20 protein-coding genes are annotated in these 16,344 nt (G+C 43.6%); 15 read left to right on the plus strand and 5 right to left on the minus strand.

Annotated features, from left to right (window positions below):
• The first annotated feature begins 183 nt into the window (after positions 1–183).
• From rlmB to rplI, 4 genes are all read left to right on the plus strand, one after another.
• A complete protein-coding gene (gene rlmB, locus AC3CIA_RS01420; RefSeq protein ID WP_004735856.1) occupies positions 184–924 on the plus strand; it encodes a 23S rRNA (guanosine(2251)-2'-O)-methyltransferase RlmB in 741 nt (246 codons plus the stop codon).
• Positions 925–1,216: 292 nt separating this feature from the next.
• Positions 1,217–1,630: a 30S ribosomal protein S6 gene (rpsF, locus tag AC3CIA_RS01425; protein ID WP_004735855.1), complete on the plus strand. Its 414-nt coding sequence runs from the start codon at positions 1,217–1,219 to the stop codon at positions 1,628–1,630.
• 132 nt (positions 1,631–1,762) lie between these two features.
• The gene (gene rpsR, locus AC3CIA_RS01430) at positions 1,763–1,990 is read left to right on the plus strand and encodes a 30S ribosomal protein S18 (RefSeq protein WP_000090472.1); all 228 of its coding nucleotides are present in this window, start codon (positions 1,763–1,765) and stop codon (positions 1,988–1,990) included.
• A 38-nt stretch (positions 1,991–2,028) separates the two neighbouring features.
• On the plus strand, positions 2,029–2,481 hold the full coding sequence (gene rplI / locus AC3CIA_RS01435) for a 50S ribosomal protein L9 (RefSeq protein ID WP_004735854.1): 453 nt from the start codon (positions 2,029–2,031) through the stop codon (positions 2,479–2,481).
• A 200-nt stretch (positions 2,482–2,681) separates the two neighbouring features.
• Here the strand turns inward: rplI and AC3CIA_RS01440 are convergent, their stop codons facing one another.
• A complete protein-coding gene (locus AC3CIA_RS01440) occupies positions 2,682–3,581 on the minus strand; it encodes a DUF481 domain-containing protein (RefSeq protein ID WP_029222163.1) in 900 nt (299 codons plus the stop codon).
• A 176-nt stretch (positions 3,582–3,757) separates the two neighbouring features.
• On the opposite strand from AC3CIA_RS01440, the gene AC3CIA_RS01445 reads away from it, so the two are divergent.
• Genes AC3CIA_RS01445 through AC3CIA_RS01455 form a run of 3 tightly spaced genes read left to right on the plus strand, consistent with a single transcriptional unit; the run spans position 3,758 to position 7,468 of the window.
• Entirely contained in the window at positions 3,758–5,149 is a 1,392-nt protein-coding gene (locus AC3CIA_RS01445; protein WP_171309440.1) for a replicative DNA helicase, read from the plus strand.
• A gap of 4 nt (positions 5,150–5,153) precedes the next feature.
• Positions 5,154–6,239, plus strand: coding sequence for an alanine racemase (gene alr, locus AC3CIA_RS01450; protein WP_017078240.1), 1,086 nt, complete (start codon positions 5,154–5,156; stop codon positions 6,237–6,239).
• Between the two features lie 23 nt (positions 6,240–6,262).
• Positions 6,263–7,468, plus strand: a complete 1,206-nt coding sequence (locus AC3CIA_RS01455) for a BamA/TamA family outer membrane protein (RefSeq protein ID WP_029224181.1) — start codon at positions 6,263–6,265, stop codon at positions 7,466–7,468.
• A 116-nt stretch (positions 7,469–7,584) separates the two neighbouring features.
• Here the strand turns inward: AC3CIA_RS01455 and AC3CIA_RS01460 are convergent, their stop codons facing one another.
• Positions 7,585–8,004 (minus strand): secondary thiamine-phosphate synthase enzyme YjbQ, encoded by a 420-nt coding sequence (locus AC3CIA_RS01460; protein ID WP_004735849.1) that lies wholly within the window; start codon positions 8,002–8,004, stop codon positions 7,585–7,587.
• 326 nt (positions 8,005–8,330) lie between these two features.
• Between AC3CIA_RS01460 and pgi the strand changes: the two genes are divergently transcribed.
• On the plus strand, positions 8,331–9,983 hold the full coding sequence (gene pgi, locus AC3CIA_RS01465) for a glucose-6-phosphate isomerase (RefSeq protein ID WP_488518414.1): 1,653 nt from the start codon (positions 8,331–8,333) through the stop codon (positions 9,981–9,983).
• 138 nt (positions 9,984–10,121) lie between these two features.
• Here the strand turns inward: pgi and AC3CIA_RS01470 are convergent, their stop codons facing one another.
• The gene (locus AC3CIA_RS01470) at positions 10,122–10,583 is read right to left on the minus strand and encodes a chemotaxis protein CheX (RefSeq protein WP_004735847.1); all 462 of its coding nucleotides are present in this window, start codon (positions 10,581–10,583) and stop codon (positions 10,122–10,124) included.
• Between the two features lie 17 nt (positions 10,584–10,600).
• Positions 10,601–11,059 carry a zinc uptake transcriptional repressor Zur gene (gene zur, locus AC3CIA_RS01475; RefSeq protein ID WP_017078243.1) on the minus strand — a complete coding sequence of 153 codons (459 nt, stop codon included), beginning with the start codon at positions 11,057–11,059 and terminating at the stop codon, positions 10,601–10,603.
• A 247-nt stretch (positions 11,060–11,306) separates the two neighbouring features.
• Between zur and AC3CIA_RS01480 the strand changes: the two genes are divergently transcribed.
• The 3 genes from AC3CIA_RS01480 to AC3CIA_RS01490 all read left to right on the plus strand — a co-directional run bounded on the left by AC3CIA_RS01480 (position 11,307) and on the right by AC3CIA_RS01490 (position 12,769).
• Positions 11,307–11,459, plus strand: a complete 153-nt coding sequence (locus tag AC3CIA_RS01480) for a hypothetical protein (RefSeq protein ID WP_488518415.1) — start codon at positions 11,307–11,309, stop codon at positions 11,457–11,459.
• A gap of 27 nt (positions 11,460–11,486) precedes the next feature.
• On the plus strand, positions 11,487–11,648 hold the full coding sequence (locus tag AC3CIA_RS01485) for a hypothetical protein (RefSeq protein WP_172837676.1): 162 nt from the start codon (positions 11,487–11,489) through the stop codon (positions 11,646–11,648).
• 155 nt (positions 11,649–11,803) lie between these two features.
• Positions 11,804–12,769, plus strand: a complete 966-nt coding sequence (locus AC3CIA_RS01490; protein ID WP_488518416.1) for a hypothetical protein — start codon at positions 11,804–11,806, stop codon at positions 12,767–12,769.
• Here the strand turns inward: AC3CIA_RS01490 and AC3CIA_RS01495 are convergent, their stop codons facing one another.
• Entirely contained in the window at positions 12,770–13,078 is a 309-nt protein-coding gene (locus AC3CIA_RS01495; RefSeq protein WP_488518417.1) for a tyrosine-type recombinase/integrase, read from the minus strand.
• 166 nt (positions 13,079–13,244) lie between these two features.
• Between AC3CIA_RS01495 and dusA the strand changes: the two genes are divergently transcribed.
• The 4 genes from dusA (at position 13,245) to AC3CIA_RS01515 (ending at position 16,236) form a co-directional block, all read left to right on the plus strand.
• Positions 13,245–14,246 (plus strand): tRNA dihydrouridine(20/20a) synthase DusA, encoded by a 1,002-nt coding sequence (gene dusA, locus AC3CIA_RS01500; RefSeq protein ID WP_017080832.1) that lies wholly within the window; start codon positions 13,245–13,247, stop codon positions 14,244–14,246.
• A 262-nt stretch (positions 14,247–14,508) separates the two neighbouring features.
• On the plus strand, positions 14,509–14,730 hold the full coding sequence (gene pspG / locus AC3CIA_RS01505) for an envelope stress response protein PspG (RefSeq protein WP_004735816.1): 222 nt from the start codon (positions 14,509–14,511) through the stop codon (positions 14,728–14,730).
• Positions 14,731–14,865: 135 nt separating this feature from the next.
• Positions 14,866–15,534, plus strand: coding sequence for a TIGR04219 family outer membrane beta-barrel protein (locus AC3CIA_RS01510; RefSeq protein WP_488518418.1), 669 nt, complete (start codon positions 14,866–14,868; stop codon positions 15,532–15,534).
• A gap of 471 nt (positions 15,535–16,005) precedes the next feature.
• Entirely contained in the window at positions 16,006–16,236 is a 231-nt protein-coding gene (locus AC3CIA_RS01515; protein ID WP_004735813.1) for a hypothetical protein, read from the plus strand.
• Positions 16,237–16,344: the final 108 nt, after the last annotated feature.

Below are 16,344 nucleotides of genomic sequence, written 5' to 3' on the forward strand. Positions count from 1 at the left end.
ATAAGGCGCTTTGCTAGTTAGGTTTAGCACAGCGCTAATTTAATGCGACATGACTTTAACGCGAAAAGATTTTAATGCGAGAGTATCAGGCGCAAGACGCATACTCTCGAAATAAACAACACAGGGGTGGGTGCATCGGGTTTGATGTCATTCATCTCTGAGCAATAAGAGTAACCAGAGACAATGAGTAACGAATTTATTTACGGTATTCACGCGGTGAAAGCCGTACTAGAAAAAGATCCAGCGCGCTTTATTGAAGCGTACGTGCTTAAAGGTCGTCAAGACGATCGTCTTCTTCCATTACTGAATCAACTGCAGCAATTTGGTGTGTCGATTCAACAAATGGGCCGTAAGCCGCTTGATGAAAAAGCACAGGGTGCAAATCACCAAGGTCTTATTGCTAAGGTGAAGCCTGCTAAGCAGCTTAATGAAACTCACCTAGACGATATCCTAGCGCAGCACGAACAGCCTCTGCTGTTGGTTCTAGATGGCGTAACAGACCCTCATAACCTAGGTGCTTGTCTACGTAACGCGGATGCTGCGGGTGTGGCGGCTGTTATCGTACCTAAAGATCGCTCTTCGCCGCTAACGGCAACCGTAAGCAAGGTAGCGTGTGGTGCGGCTGAAACCGTTCCTCTAGTGCGCGTAACCAACTTAGCCCGTACAATGCGCGCTCTACAAGAGCAAGGTGTATGGTTCGTGGGTACCGCAGGTGAAGCGACGCATGACATCTACCAAGCGAAGCTAACGGGTCCTCTTGCGGTAGTTATGGGTGCAGAAGGTGACGGCATGCGTCGTTTAACGCGTGAAACCTGTGATGACCTAATTAAGATTCCAATGTCAGGCAGCGTGTCGAGCCTCAACGTTTCGGTAGCATCAGGCATCTGTCTGTTCGAAGCGGTACGTCAGCGCCTAGCTCAATAGCGTTAAGCTGAGTCAAAAGGCAAAACGACTCTAAGTCTATGAATTTATTAGCGCTCACCACTTGCTGGTGGGCGTTTCTTTTTAGGCTGTTATGACGGAATCGTTTGGTTTGTCAGATGGCTAGATGGCGAAAGAAAAACTGTTTCATTATTAGCCAAATACCGCTTGCCAATACCGGGTTCTTTCTATAATATTTGCCGTCCTTAAAACTCGGTCATTTTTCTTTAGTTCCTTGCTTCCCTTGGACGACCGAGCCTTTCGTGGAAGCTAATAATCCGTAAGGAGCAACCAAATGCGTCATTATGAAATCGTATTCATGGTTCACCCTGATCAAAGCGAGCAAGTTGCTGGCATGATCGAGCGTTACACTGGTTCAATCACTGAAGCTGGCGGTACTATCCACCGTCTAGAAGACTGGGGCCGCCGTCAAATGGCTTACCCAATCAACAAACTTCACAAAGCTCACTACGTTCTTATGAACGTTGAAGCTGGCCAAGAAGTGATGGACGAGCTAGAAACTGCTTTCCGTTTTAACGATGCAGTTCTACGTAACATGATCATGCGCACTAAAGGCGCTGTGACTGAGCAATCTATCATGCTTAAGCAAAAAGAAGAGCGTGCAGAGCGTGCTCCTCGTCGTGATGACCGTGAAGAACGTGCACCACGTCGTGAAGAAGAAGCTAAGCCAGAAGCTGCTGCTGAGTAATTCTTTTTTGGCCTTTTAGGTCATTAAATTTTATTCAACTCGTTTAGGTATTTTCACTACAAGCATTTGCTTACGCTTATTTATAAGCCTGTGTTAATACCGCATTATTAAATTTAGATCAGGAGATAGCCCATGGCTCGTTTCTTCCGTCGTCGTAAATTCTGCCGTTTTACTGCAGAAGGCGTACAAGAGATTGACTACAAAGACGTAGCAACTCTAAAAAACTACATCACTGAAGCTGGTAAAATTGTACCTAGCCGTATCACTGGTACAAGTGCTAAATACCAACGTCAGCTAGCTCGCGCTATCAAGCGTTCTCGTTACCTAGCTCTACTACCGTACACTGACAAGCATCAGTAATCGGTAATAGTTAACAATAGTTTAAGAGGACTAAGATAATGCAAGTTATTCTACTTGATAAAATCGGTAACCTAGGTGGCCTTGGCGACCAAGTAAACGTTAAATCTGGTTACGCTCGTAACTTCCTTATCCCACAGGGTAAAGTAGTTATGGCAACTAAAGACAACGTTGCTATGTTCGAAACTCGCCGTGCTGAACTAGAAGCTAAAGTTGCTGAGCAACTAGCTGCTGCAGAAGCTCGCGCAGAGACAGTTAACACTCTAGAAGGCGTTACAATCGCTTCTAAAGCTGGTGACGAAGGCAAACTATTCGGTTCTATCGGTACTCGTGACATCGCAGATGCTATTACAGCAGCTGGTGTTGCAGTAGTTAAGAGCGAAGTACGCCTACCTGAAGGCGCTCTACGTAACATCGGCGAATTCGAAGTAAGCATCCAACTTCACTCTGAAGTTTTTGCTACTGCGAAAATCGCTATCGTTGCAGCTGAGTAATTTCAGTACCAAGACGAATTCTTTCTTTTGAAAGTTTTAAACACCAGCTTCGGCTGGTGTTTTTTTATGTCTGAAATATAGGAAAGCATAGCGAAGGGGTTATGGTAAGTAAAAAGCTTACAGTGATCCAAAAGCTCTTATTGCTGAACAGGCTGTTCTCAAGGTTATAAGTCGCCTTAAGACTAGAATAGTTCTTGAAACTAGAACTGAAAGAGCAGGTTAATCGACAGCACTGAGTCTTCTTTGCTTAATCCGTGAGGCACTTTATCGTGGTATTGACGAGAGTGAGCAATCTTCAGTGCGATATTGTCAGTAATATCGTTGATCGCTTCTAATTCTGTATCAAATTTCAGGTTACTGTGGCCAGATACTAACGTCACATCAGCCTTGAGCTGCAAATTCTTCAACACCTGCCATGATGTATTCACATTGCCACGGAAAATCGCCTCTTCAACAATCTCTGGGAAGATGATGTCATCGTCGTCCAATTCATCGAGATTAGGTTCTTGGTAACGAAAACCCGGTCCGACTTCGACTTCCAACACAAACTCTTCAGTGTTCGAGAACTGATAACCCAAACCACTAGAGATTGTGTAGTCTTTAAAGTAAGCACTGTATCGTGAATCGACACCTTTAAAGCTGCCGTAAAGGTAGGTTTTAGGGCTTAACTTGTAGTCACTCTGAGCCGAGTAAGTCGATTGCCTTTTATCTTCTTCACCGTCTTTGTAGAGGTTGTAGTATTTCCATTCGCCACTGGTTCTATGACGGCCAGCCGTATACTCACCGTTTAGGCGGGCATTTAGCGATCGTGAATCAGAATTACCAGTATGCGACTGATACCCAAATTCGACTTCCGTCTTGAGTGGGTTCGGCAGTTCTGTGTCACTCGTATCACTCGGTGCGATATCCATATCTTTTTCAGGTGTCGGTGCAACGACGATCGGCTCAACAGTAGGTTCTGAAACTACTATAGAGTCGAGGATTGCATCGACAGAGGCTTTAGCATCATCATCAGCTAAGGCCAACGGAGAGCTCAGAAGGCTGGTGCTTAGAAGACCAGAGCTTAGAAGACCAGTGCTCAGAGCCAATAATTTGGACACGCATACCTCTAGTTATACAGTGAGTGAATGGCAGGATCGTAATGCTACCCTTGGTTAATTCCGTCAGCAATAGGTAAATTCTTCCTGAAGAATAAAACAAACGCTTAGGAACGGATTACAAATGAGTGTTCTTGGGTATAATGAACGATCATTATTAGTTATTGAGTGTAGTCATAGTGGATACCAAAAGTCAGAAATCAGCCAACGATCAGGTGGACGCCATCAAGGTCCCGCCACATTCATTAGAAGCTGAGCAATCTGTTATTGGCGGTTTGTTATTGGATAACGAACGCTGGGATACAGTTGCTGAAAAGGTTGTGGCCAAAGACTTTTATAGCCGTCCTCACCGTCTGATCTTTGAAGCGGTAAAGGATATCCTTGAAGAAAGTTCTCCTCTGGACCTGATTACACTCTCTGAACATTTAGAGCTTCGTGAGCAGCTAGAAGACGTAGGTGGCTTTGCTTACCTTGCTGACTTAGCCAAAAACACCCCAAGTGCCGCTAACATTAATGCGTATGCTGATATCGTGGCACAGCGAGCACTGGTTCGCAGCCTGATCGGTGTGGCGAATGAGATCGCCGATTCTGGTTATGACCCTCAAGGTCGTACATCGGAAGAGCTGGTTGATCTTGCTGAAAGTAAAGTCTTCGCGATTGCAGAAGGCCGAGCAAGTGAAAACGAAGGCCCACAAAACGTTGATAGCATTCTCGAGAAGACGCTAGAACGTATCGAAATCTTATATAAATCGCCACAAGATGGTGTTACTGGTGTCGATACTGGCTTTAACGACCTTAACAAGAAGACAGCAGGCCTACAGGGTTCAGACTTAATCATTGTTGCTGCGCGTCCATCGATGGGTAAAACCACGTTTGCGATGAACTTGTGTGAAAACGCGGCGATGAAACAAGATAAGCCCGTTCTGATTTTCTCTCTTGAGATGCCAGCCGAACAGCTGATGATGCGTATGCTTGCGTCACTTTCTCGTGTCGACCAAACCAAGATTCGTACCGGTCAATTGGATGATGAAGATTGGGCGCGTATTTCATCGAGTATGGGTATTCTTATGGATAAGAAGAATATGTATATCGATGATAGCTCGGGCTTAACACCAACAGAAGTACGCTCGCGTGCTCGACGTATTGCTCGTGAGCATGATGGTATTTCTATGATCATGATAGATTACCTCCAATTAATGCGTGTACCTTCGTTGTCTGAAAACCGTACGTTAGAGATCGCCGAAATTTCTCGCTCCCTAAAAGCGCTAGCGAAAGAGTTGAACGTTCCGGTTGTGGCACTTTCTCAGCTTAACCGTTCCCTAGAGCAACGTGCTGATAAACGCCCAGTAAACTCGGATTTGCGTGAATCAGGTTCTATCGAGCAAGATGCCGATTTGATCATGTTTATCTATCGTGATGAGGTTTATAACCCAGACAGTTCACTGAAAGGCATCGCTGAGATCATCCTTGGTAAGCAACGTAACGGTCCTATCGGTTCGGTTCGTTTAACATTCCAAGGTCAACACTCCCGATTTGATAACTATGCAGGTCCTGCATTTGATGATGAGTAAGTTAATGACTTATATGAAAGCAGCGACGGCAAGCATTGACTTAAACGCGCTCGAACATAACCTGAACCAGATAAAGTCGAAGGCTCCACAGTGTAAAGTTATGTCGGTTGTGAAAGCGAATGGCTACGGGCACGGCTTACTGCATATCGCTAAGCACTCGAAAAACTCAGATGCTTTTGGTGTGGCACGTATTGAAGAAGCCTTACAGCTGCGAGCTGGTGGTATTGTTAAACCCATTTTGTTGCTGGAAGGGTTTTACTCTTCGGGTGATTTACCCATCCTGGTGACCAATAACATTCAAACCGTGGTGCATTGTGAAGAGCAATTAAGCGCGCTAGAGAATGCAGATTTGGAAACACCGGTTGTGGTATGGCTTAAAGTCGACAGTGGCATGCACCGATTGGGTGTTCGCCCTGAGCAATACCAAAACTTTGTTGAGCGTTTGCATCAATGTGCGAATGTTGCCAAACCTCTACGTTACATGAGCCACTTTGGTTGTGCTGATGAACTTGATAGAGCAACCACCGTTGAACAGACTGAGCTTTTCTTATCTCTCACTGACGGTTGTGAAGGTGAGCGTTCACTTGCTGCCTCTGCGGGTCTATTGGCTTGGCCTAACAGCCACCTTGATTGGGTTCGTCCGGGAATCATCTCTTACGGTGTTTCGCCTTTTGCTGATAAATCAGCGCAAGAACTTGGCTTTAAGCCTGTGATGACTCTGACCTCACATCTGATTGCGGTTCGTGATGTTAAAGCGGGTGAAAGCGTAGGCTATGGCGCTAACTGGACCAGTGAACGTGATACCAAGGTTGGCGTGATCGCGATTGGTTACGGTGATGGTTATCCACGCATGGCACCTAACGGCACTCCAGTGTTCGTTAATGGACGAAAAGTACCGATCGCAGGACGAGTGTCAATGGACATGCTAACGGTCGACCTTGGCCCTGATGCTGCAGATCAAGTGGGCGATGAAGCGACTCTGTGGGGTAAAGGCTTACCTTCAGAAGAAGTAGCAGATCATATCGGCACTATCGCGTACGAGTTAGTCACTAAGCTGACTTCACGTGTTGCGATGGAGTATGTGAAGTAGCTATGGATATTGTAAACTAAATGATGTTCAAGCGAACGACTCGACACTGGTTAACGTCAGCTATGGCATTGCTCGGTGTTAGCTTTTCTTCTTCTGTCTTGAGTGAAGAAAAAGATTCAGCCTTTGTCCCTTTCTATTTTAGTACTGAAACATTGGGTAATACCTTTGGGGTTGCGGGTGTCGCAAAGGGTGTTTGGCAACCTCAAGCCGCTCTGTTTGGTATGGCGCTTTATTCAGACAAAGACAGTTACGTCGGTTTTCTATCTGCCTTTAACTACGCTTTGTCTGAGAATGTTTTATTCAGTACTCAGATGTACCAAGCGCGCTTCAACGACAATCCTTATTATATTGGTTCTCAAGGCGATAACGACTCATCTATTGATGATAAAACCATTGCCGATGGCTTAGAGCAAAACTATCAGTTTGAATTTAAGTATTTGCTACCTTGGGGCAATGTTGCAGAACATGGCTTGTTAGGGGCTTTTCAGCCAATCAAAGATGTGAGTTTTGCTTCGCCAGTCGAGTCGGGTGTCAGCTCGATTATCTTCACGCCTTTTTATACTGCTCGTGAGCTAGAAGGTTTAAACAACACCGAAGAGGCGACAGGCTTTAGTCTGGCATTGGATTGGGATAACCGTGATAGCACACGCAACCCAACCACGGGCTCTCATACCAACCTTGAATTCACGACTGGCGCAGAAAGCTGGTCTAACGATGATTTATGGTTGAAGTGGACGTTCCAAAACAGTCAGTACTTCGCATTAGGCCCTTTAGGTGACCTGTTCGACCAACAAGTCGTGGCACTCGATTTCTATACCGCTGATACACCAACCTGGGATAACTGCTCTGGGCAAGATTGTGCTCGTCCACCGGAAACTGAACAAGCTCGATTGGGTGGTTTATATCGCTTACGAGGTTATACCGGAGGTCGCTATCATGGACGTTCTGCGGTTCATTACTCTGCTGAGTACCGAGTGATTCCTGACTGGCAACCTTTGGGTGATATCCCACTGATTAACTACTACGATTTGCCTTGGTGGCAATGGGTGGCGTTTGCCGAAGTCGGGCGCGTTGCGGATGAGTACGATATAAAAACACTGCACTCGGATATGAAATGGAGCCTAGGTGGCGCGGTTCGTTTCCAAGTAGAGGGTATTGTTGTTCGTGCTGAGTTAGCTCGAGGTGGTGATGAAGGGACCTTTAGGGTCATGATAAACCAGCCTTTCTAATCTGGTTTTACTAACTCGAATATCTCATATTTTAAAGGGTGACACATAACTGTGTCACCCTTTTTTGTTTTCTATCATTATGTTTTTAATAATGTTTTATAGCTGGTTACTTAAGGTTATTCACCTTGAATGGTCGCAATAACCGTACGGCTTCCACCACAATCTCGGTGTTCTCCTAAGTAAATGCCCTGCCATGTTCCTAAAGCTAAACGACCATTGCTAATTGGTATTGTCACACTGGTGCCAAGTGTCGATGCTTTAATGTGGGCTGGCATGTCATCATCGCCTTCATAGGTGTGTCTGTAGTAGGGTGCTCGCTCAGGTACAAACTTATTAAAGTGTGATTCCATATCGGTACGAACGGTAGGATCAGCGTTCTCGTTTAGCGTGAGGCTGGCAGAGGTATGTTGGATAAAAAGATGTAATAAACCAACAGATAGAGAATTGATATCGTGTATCTGTTGTTCAATTTCATCAGTAATGAGATGAAATCCACGCTTTCGTGCATTTAGGTGTATAGTCTTCTGAATCCACATACGCCATCCTTTATAATGTATTTGGAAAAAAAGTGGTTTAACGCTATCTTTTGAACTTGAATTTATCAGGTATCGCTCACATTTAATTATGTTAGAGCTAGAGTCTGTACCGATTCTTGTATCAGGAAATCGAATCCTGATTTATCTCAAGGTACAGCTCTTCATATGCGGCATAATACGTCGTGAAAAAAAATTACAAAGAATCTTTCAGTGGTGACGCGGTTTGGTCATCACAGAAAAATATAAACTTTCGCCTAATCGGGGGTTCTATTCATCACCCAGGTGACGTTTAGAATAAAACCTACAGTAACATCGGGATAGATACCATGTTGAAAAATATCAACCCAACGCAAACACAAGCGTGGAAAGCTCTAACTGCACATTTTGAGTCTGCTCAAGATATGGATATGAAAGAGCTGTTTGCTCAAGATGCAAAGCGTTTCGAGAGCTTTTCTACTCGTTTCGGTTCTGACATCTTAGTGGATTACTCTAAGAACCTTATCGATGCTGAAACGATGCAGCACCTATTTGCTCTTGCGAACGAGACTGAAGTTAAGTCTGCAATCGAAGCAATGTTCGGCGGTGATGCAATCAACAAGACTGAAGGTCGTTCAGTACTTCACACTGCGCTACGTAACCGTAGCGACAACCCAGTAATGGTTGATGGCAAAGACGTAATGCCAGCAGTGAACGCAGTACTAGCGAAAATGGAACTGTTCACGCACCGCATCGTTTCTGGTGAGTGGAAAGGTTACACAGGTAAAGAGATCACTGATGTAGTTAACATCGGTATCGGCGGTTCGGACCTTGGTCCATACATGGTGACTGAAGCACTTACGCCATACAAAACTCGCCTGAACATGCACTTCGTTTCTAACGTAGATGGCACTCACATTGTTGAGACACTTAAGCCTCTTAACCCAGAAACAACGTTGTTCCTAGTAGCATCTAAGACATTTACGACTCAAGAAACAATGACGAATGCACACTCTGCTCGTGATTGGTTCCTGGCTGAAGCGGGTGATGACGCACACGTAGCTAAGCACTTCGCAGCGCTATCGACTAACGCAACTTCAGTTGCTGAGTTTGGTATTGATACTGACAACATGTTCGAATTCTGGGACTGGGTTGGTGGTCGTTACTCACTATGGTCTGCAATCGGCCTTTCTATCTCTCTTTCTATCGGCTTCGATAACTTCGCTGAGCTACTAGACGGCGCACACGAGATGGATAACCACTTTGCTTCAACTGAGTTTGAAAGCAACATTCCAGTGATCCTTGCGCTTATCGGTGTTTGGTACAACAACTTCCATGGCGCTGAGTCAGAAGCGATTCTACCTTACGATCAATACATGCACCGTTTTGCTGCTTACTTCCAGCAAGGTAACATGGAATCAAACGGTAAGTTTGTTGACCGTGAAGGCAACCCGGTAGAGTACCAAACAGGTCCTATCATCTGGGGTGAACCTGGTACAAACGGCCAACACGCTTTCTACCAACTGATTCACCAAGGTACTAAGCTGATCCCATCAGATTTCATTGCGCCTGCAATCAGCCACAACCCAGCATCTGATCACCACCAGAAGCTAATGTCTAACTTCTTTGCTCAAACTGAAGCGTTAGCATTCGGTAAGACAAAAGAGACAGTGGAAGCTGAATTCCTAGCGGCTGGTAAAACAGCAGAAGAAGCAGCGGAGCTTGCTCCTTTCAAAGTATTTGAAGGTAACCGTCCAACGAACTCTATTCTTGTTAAGCAAATCAACCCTCGCTCTTTAGGTAACCTAATCGCGATGTACGAGCACAAGATCTTCGTTCAAGGCGTTATCTGGAACATCTTCAGCTTCGACCAATGGGGTGTAGAACTTGGTAAGCAGCTAGCAAACCAAATTCTTCCTGAGCTTGCTGACGATGCTCAAGTAACCTCTCACGACAGCTCAACTAACGGTCTAATCAACGCATTTAAAGCGTTGAAAGCTTAAGACTGTTTAAGTAACACCAAGTAATAACTGTAAACGCCAACCTTTCGGTTGGCGTTTTTTATGTCCGTTGATTTTACGGCAATAAAAAAGGCTGACGTATGTACGTCAGCCTTTCGTTTTTTATTTACTCGATTGTCTCTATTCGAAACAGATCTCGATGAAGGCGTTACCCCACTGAGACGTGAAAGGCATGATGATAATAGCACCTTCACACTTATGACGAATGGTGTGGCCTTTACCTGAAACGACGATTGGCGTTGCCATGTCGAAATCAAAGCCGCTTTCTGCAAGAATACGTTTTGCACCACCAGTCACCATATTAGTGATTTCACCCACCATATCGGTCACTTCTTCGTTCAAGCCATTTGGTCGTTCACCCAACATGTTTTCCATGATTTCTAGGGCAAGACCTTCATCAAAAGTGATCGACATTGAGCCACGAGATTGTGTGCCAACCATACCAATTAGGCCGGATACATCACCACGAGCGATCTCATCTTTCTTAACTCTTGGTTTTTGTGGCTTCAATTCAAGAGAAGCCATCGTTTTTAGTACATTCATCAAAGAAGCTAAAAACGGGTTTACAAATTCAGCGCGCATAATGTTCTTCTATAATCTTATTCTTTCATTTCGGAGGAGCAAGATTGGCAAATGCCATGCGATTCAATGACATGATTGGTCAATTGAAAGCCATGCTTCTCAGCGTTACTAGCGAGTAGAGTGACAAGCGCATCGTCTTGCAATTCTATCACAGTGCCACATTTATCGCAGATCAGTAGTTGGGAGAAATGTTTGTTTGCATTGCAAGAACAGCAACATATGAAGCTATTGGTTGATTCAACTCGGTGAATGAAACCTTGTTCCAACAAGAAATCCAAAGCACGATAAACTGTAGGAGGCTTGGCTTGCGGTTCACTGACTTTCAACTGCTCTAATAATTCATAAGCACTAGAGGCTTTTTTATTAGAGAAAATGAGCTCAAACACTCGCTTTCTCTGAGGTGTTAATCTAACGCCTCGAGATGCGCATATCCCTTCAACTTGCTCTATTAATGTGTGGTCCAAATTTTTCACCATTCAATCGGACATCCCTATTCAAACCCTATTTCTAGGTTACTACGTTTTGGGAGCCAATGATTTCTATTAAAGTCAGGTACAGAGCGTATTGTGACCCACGACTTTGAATAAGACAAGGTAACTCAAAATGACAGTGTGACTCAAGGCATAACTGATTAATGAGGCTGAATTAGAGATCTGGTGAATGTGTTTATAAAAAAATGTGCAATAAGGTGCTTTTAATAAAAAGCTCTCAATCGACATTAGCTTGCCATCGACTAAGAAAGGTTTAGCGTTACTTGGCGCGGGAGCGGCTTTGGTAGCCGGTCACCCTGAACTTGTCACCGCGAGCGTATCGGCAGACGATGTTCAATTCGGTGGCATTATTAGCGCAAGTGCTCCAATAGTATTTGGCCTATAGGAAACCCTACGCAATGAGTTCAAGTAAATGGCAGAATATCAAACAATAATTGTTGCCGTTGTTAGTGCTTTGTCTAGTGGTGTAGGTGTAGGCATCACGCTCAAAACCGATGTTAAGTGGCTGCGCTTGATGATGGAAAAGATGGATGAGCGTTTGACTCGACTTGAAAGTAAAAGTCCTAATTCGTAGGGCTTTTTTGATTTAGGAATGTTGTTATGACTTCTTAAGTTATATCCAATCCCTTAACCGAGAATTTCATGCTTATTTATATTAATGGTGTATGCGTACTGTTTTGAGATGCACTGTAGTAATATGTGCCTAGTTAAATATTGAGGGATGACAGAATGAAAGACCTGATTTCAGCTTTATCACAAGCAGCAGCAAATAGACTTAACACCCCTATTTTAGGGGCATTCATATTAGCTTGGTTGGCTTGGAATCATGTCTATGTCATAGAGTTTTTTTTTAGTGAAAGCAAAGAAAAGATAACGTTTGTTAAATCACTAGAGTTTCATTTTTGGTCTGATTTATTCACTCCTGCAGTTATGGCGGCTTTATATACTTTCGGGTTACCTTGGCTACAACACCAAGTTGATCAGTTAAAGCATGGTTTTATTGATGATAAACGTATAACAGCAAAACACAGTCGAGATAAAAGCAAGTATGAAAGTCTTGGAGGGGCTGCAAGAGCACAAGCTGAATGCAGTTTGGAATATCAAAAAGAAAAGTTAGGTCGAAATTTAGATCAGTGGGAAGAGCAACGTAATATTCTAAATGGAAAAATAGTCACACTTAATGACGAAATTGCACACCAAACACAACTAAGGCAAGACGCAGAAGTTGCAACTAGCAATCTGCAATCTCTATTCGATTCTTCGAATGAAATCCAACAAAATCAAGACGAAGAACTTAAATCTTTAAAGACCAAGTTAGAAGATAGTCAAAAAAGTGCAGATAGTTTTGAATCACATTATATTGCACTAAGAAATAAGACTAATAACTTTAATGGTATTTTAGACTTGATTGCAGACTTGGATATCCACGAAACAGAAAGCTTGAGAGATCATTACTTAGATAACCCTAAATTCAGAGCATTAGCGCATGCAAAAGATTTGAACAGGCCTGAGTATATGGATGAACTAGTTAAGCACGACCATGTAGTTAAAGCCGTGCTCGATAACCTCTTCAGCAAGAAAGATAGTAAGTTGGACGATACACTTTCAGAATTGGGATATGTGTATGCACCTAAATTGCCCATAAGTGAAGAAGAACAACAACTACTTGACGATATATATAAATTGAAAGCCTAATTACTGAGCCTTGTTGTGCAGTTTATGTGGAAATAGCTGCGTATAAACCTGCCATAAAATGTTCAAGTTCCGATGACCTGTTACTTGGGCTACTTCTTCAATGGAGTAGCCTTTTTCAAACAGACGACTAGCACCTTCTCTTCTCAAGTCGTGATATCTCAAATCCTCAATACCTAATTCGTTCCTTACTCGCTGAAAGCCTGCGCTAACGCTTCGTGAGTTGTACGGGAAAATAAGTTCGTCTTTGTTCCTGAATGTTTTCGATTCCCTGTGTATAATCGCCCAATTATTTTTGACTACAATGTCCACTGTGAAGCGTGATTCACCGCTTTGAAGTGTTCCTTTTTTAATGCTAAATGATGCCTTCGTTTCACTTCATCAATACGTACTATAAGCGTACTGAGTGGATGAGCTTGCGGCTGAACTGGCGAGTTTCTGTATATATATGCAGTGTATAGATTTTGAGTAACGCTTTATGAAACCTGACAATACCAGTAAATACGCGGCTAACCGCTTATCCGTTGCTCCAATGCTCGATTGGACTGACCGCCACTGTCGTTACTTTCACCGTTTGCTTTCTCAGCAGACGCTTCTGTACACGGAAATGATAACAACAGGTGCGATCTTACATGGTAAGGGCGACTTTCTAGAATATAACGAGCAAGAACATCCTCTTGCACTTCAACTCGGCGGTTCAAACCCGGTTGATCTAGCTGCTTGTGCCAAGCTTGCTGGTGAGCGTGGTTATGATGAAATCAACCTTAATGTCGGTTGCCCTTCTGACCGAGTTCAGAATGGTCGCTTTGGTGCTTGCCTAATGGCTGAGCCTGAGCTGGTGGCAGATTGTGTGTCGGCGATGAAAGAAGTCACTGATATTCCAATTACCGTGAAAACGCGTATTGGTATCGACGACCAAGACTCTTATGAGTTCTTAACTAAGTTTGTTTCGACGGTTTCTGAAAAAGGCGGCTGTGAGCAATTTACTATTCATGCTCGTAAAGCATGGTTGAGTGGCCTTAGCCCGAAAGAGAACCGTGAGATTCCACCGCTAGATTACGATCGTGCATACCAAATCAAGAAAGACTTCTCTGATCTCGTGATTGCCGTGAATGGTGGCGTTACTACTCTTGAGCAAACTAAAGAGCACTTGCAACACCTTGATGGTGTGATGATCGGTCGAGAGGCTTACCATAGCCCGTTTATCTTGGCTGAAGTCGATCAGCAGATCTTTGGTTTAGACACGCCAATCAAGAAGCGCTCACAAGTGGTTGAAGAAATGTACCCGTACATTGAGCGTGAGCTTTCAAATGGTGCAAGCTTAGGACACATCTCTCGTCATATGCTTGGTTTGTTCCAAAGCATGCCGGGCGCAAGGCAATGGCGTCGCTACATCAGTGAAAACGCACATAAGAAAGGTGCAGGTATCGAAGTGATGCAGACAGCATTGGCTAAAATCCCTAAAGAGCTAAACGTATAACCTCCCTCTAGGTTAAAAGTTCGAGCTTAAAAGCCCAAGCTAAAAAAACAAGCTTATAAACCTAAGCTTAAAAACCTAAGGTTAAATTCGCCACTAGAGGCTAAATTTGCCATTGATAGTTTCTTTAAAAGCCACGCATTTAGATGTGTGGCTTTTTATTTATCTGATAAGTAAGGGTTTTATTGGTTTTACTAACTTGGTATGGAAGCTGCAATGTTAGAAAGTAGGAAAGATAGGTCATTAACTCATTAGGGAGACCATTATGTTTGAATTAATCTTTGTTCTTATTTTCGTCGCAACTCTACTTGTCACTGGTATCACGTTTATGACGGTATTGGCTGCAACCGGAATCGCGTTAGTCGTCATGTTGGTCTTGGGTATGATGGGGGTTGTGTTTAAGTTGCTGCCTTGGTTAATTGTGATTGCATTGGGTATCTGGTTTTTCAAAAACTTTGTACACAGTTCTAACCAAAGACGTTACTAAGGTCATGGTGTCGTCAAATCTTTGATCGTCAGCGGTTTATCGTTTTAGAATTTAAGATGTGTGATAGAATTTTCCCCAATAATCTATGAATGTGCATACAATTAGCACAACGATATGGAATTGGAGCTATCTCAAATGAATAAAATGCCATTAATTGCTTTAGTGGGAATGCTATCTTTAAGCTCGGCAGTGTCTGCTGAAGAAGAGTTTTCTTACACGGCTAAAGTCGGTGCCGATATGTGGTGGGGAAGTACAAAGCTAAACGAAGTTAGACAAGATGATGATTCTAACTCACCTTCGTTGTATCTCGCATTTGAGCATAATGCCCCGATGCTACCAAACGCTAGCTTTCGCTTTACTTCTGTTGATGCAGATTCATTGGCTTTCGATAAGTACGACTACACCTTCTATTACACGCTGTTAGATCATAAGCTGATGAACTTCGATGCGGGTGTGACGTTTACTCAGTATTCAAACTCGAATTACATCGAACCGAAAGCGGGTGGCGCTCAAACAAGCTTTGATGAGTTCACTTGGAGCTTCTACGGCAACGCAGAGATCAACGTTCCTGAGACCAATTTCGATATCATCGGTACGATGGAGTTCGGTGATAGCAGTGGTATTAAGAGCACGGATTTGATGGCAGGTGTTCAGTACCGAATTCCTGTAGCAGAAACTGAGATAGCACTGCGTGGTGGTTACCGCGTGATCGACCTTGATTCGGAAGAGTTCTTCTCTTCAGAGGTTGGCAAAGAGTTTGTCATGGTTGATGGCTGGTTTGCTGGCGCTGAAGTGCGCTTCTAGGCCATAGAAAGCAAATTTAGAACGAATTTTGAGAACGCCACTTTATTAAGTGGCGTTTTTTTATATCTATTGGTTATACCCAAGTGGCTTCAAGATGCTGGATTCAGAGCGTTGTCATTGAGCCCCTAATTACCGAAAGTAAGTAAGGAAAACGACGCAGCGTGATAGCTGGCTCTTTCCAAGTTGTTTGACGCAGCAATCGGTTCAATGACACGCTCCCAAAGGGCGAGTTGTCTTGGCTTGTATACTTTGTTGTCGATTCTTGATTTAGGCCCACTAGACCTTTAAATCGTCGCCGCGTCTACAAACCAAGTCATTCTCGCTGAACCAAGCATCTTGAGGTTACTTGGGTATATATCTTTCTGGAATTAGTTAGCACATTCATCACTTTCGACCATCCTTTATACAGAGAGCTAATTAGCGTCTATTCTTATAAGGTCTATGTTGTGAGGTCAAAGCAAGGGATGGAATATGACACTCAATGAATTACGAAATTTATATAGAGAAAATCTGTTAGTTGAAGCGATCATAGAGCCCTCAATTCAAGAAGGGTCTTGGGTTGTGGAGTTTCGCCATATGGGAGGTGGCTTTGTTCTGCTTACTGATGTTCATGGTGAAGAGTGCCATTACGCGGATTTAGACTTAGCATCTAAATCGGCAATGGCGGTTGGCTTTCAGCAAGTGCGTATTGAAAACCAGTAAGTCAATTTAGGTTTCAATCGGTTTTTACTTCCAAAAAGTTATAAAACATACTTTTCTATTCTTTCTTGTTATTAAAAGGAGTGGTTAATCTATCGTCACGCAATGATT

Source organism: Vibrio sp. QJM3NY_27 (genome assembly GCF_057785955.1).

Excerpts from the sequence above, each read along its gene's own strand:
- rlmB (WP_004735856.1), top strand. The coding sequence starts at position 184 with ATGAGTAACGAATTTATTTACGGTATTCACGCGGTGAAAGCCGTACTA.
- rpsF (WP_004735855.1), top strand. The coding sequence starts at position 1,217 with ATGCGTCATTATGAAATCGTATTCATGGTTCACCCTGATCAAAGCGAG.
- rpsR (WP_000090472.1), top strand. The coding sequence starts at position 1,763 with ATGGCTCGTTTCTTCCGTCGTCGTAAATTCTGCCGTTTTACTGCAGAA.
- rplI (WP_004735854.1), top strand. The coding sequence starts at position 2,029 with ATGCAAGTTATTCTACTTGATAAAATCGGTAACCTAGGTGGCCTTGGC.
- alr (WP_017078240.1), top strand. The coding sequence starts at position 5,154 with ATGACTTATATGAAAGCAGCGACGGCAAGCATTGACTTAAACGCGCTC.
- AC3CIA_RS01455 (WP_029224181.1), top strand. The coding sequence starts at position 6,263 with ATGTTCAAGCGAACGACTCGACACTGGTTAACGTCAGCTATGGCATTG.
- AC3CIA_RS01460 (WP_004735849.1), bottom strand. The coding sequence starts at position 8,004 with ATGTGGATTCAGAAGACTATACACCTAAATGCACGAAAGCGTGGATTT.
- pgi (WP_488518414.1), top strand. The coding sequence starts at position 8,331 with ATGTTGAAAAATATCAACCCAACGCAAACACAAGCGTGGAAAGCTCTA.
- AC3CIA_RS01470 (WP_004735847.1), bottom strand. The coding sequence starts at position 10,583 with ATGCGCGCTGAATTTGTAAACCCGTTTTTAGCTTCTTTGATGAATGTA.
- zur (WP_017078243.1), bottom strand. The coding sequence starts at position 11,059 with ATGGTGAAAAATTTGGACCACACATTAATAGAGCAAGTTGAAGGGATA.
- AC3CIA_RS01485 (WP_172837676.1), top strand. The coding sequence starts at position 11,487 with ATGGCAGAATATCAAACAATAATTGTTGCCGTTGTTAGTGCTTTGTCT.
- AC3CIA_RS01490 (WP_488518416.1), top strand. The coding sequence starts at position 11,804 with ATGAAAGACCTGATTTCAGCTTTATCACAAGCAGCAGCAAATAGACTT.
- dusA (WP_017080832.1), top strand. The coding sequence starts at position 13,245 with ATGAAACCTGACAATACCAGTAAATACGCGGCTAACCGCTTATCCGTT.
- pspG (WP_004735816.1), top strand. The coding sequence starts at position 14,509 with ATGTTTGAATTAATCTTTGTTCTTATTTTCGTCGCAACTCTACTTGTC.
- AC3CIA_RS01510 (WP_488518418.1), top strand. The coding sequence starts at position 14,866 with ATGAATAAAATGCCATTAATTGCTTTAGTGGGAATGCTATCTTTAAGC.
- AC3CIA_RS01515 (WP_004735813.1), top strand. The coding sequence starts at position 16,006 with ATGACACTCAATGAATTACGAAATTTATATAGAGAAAATCTGTTAGTT.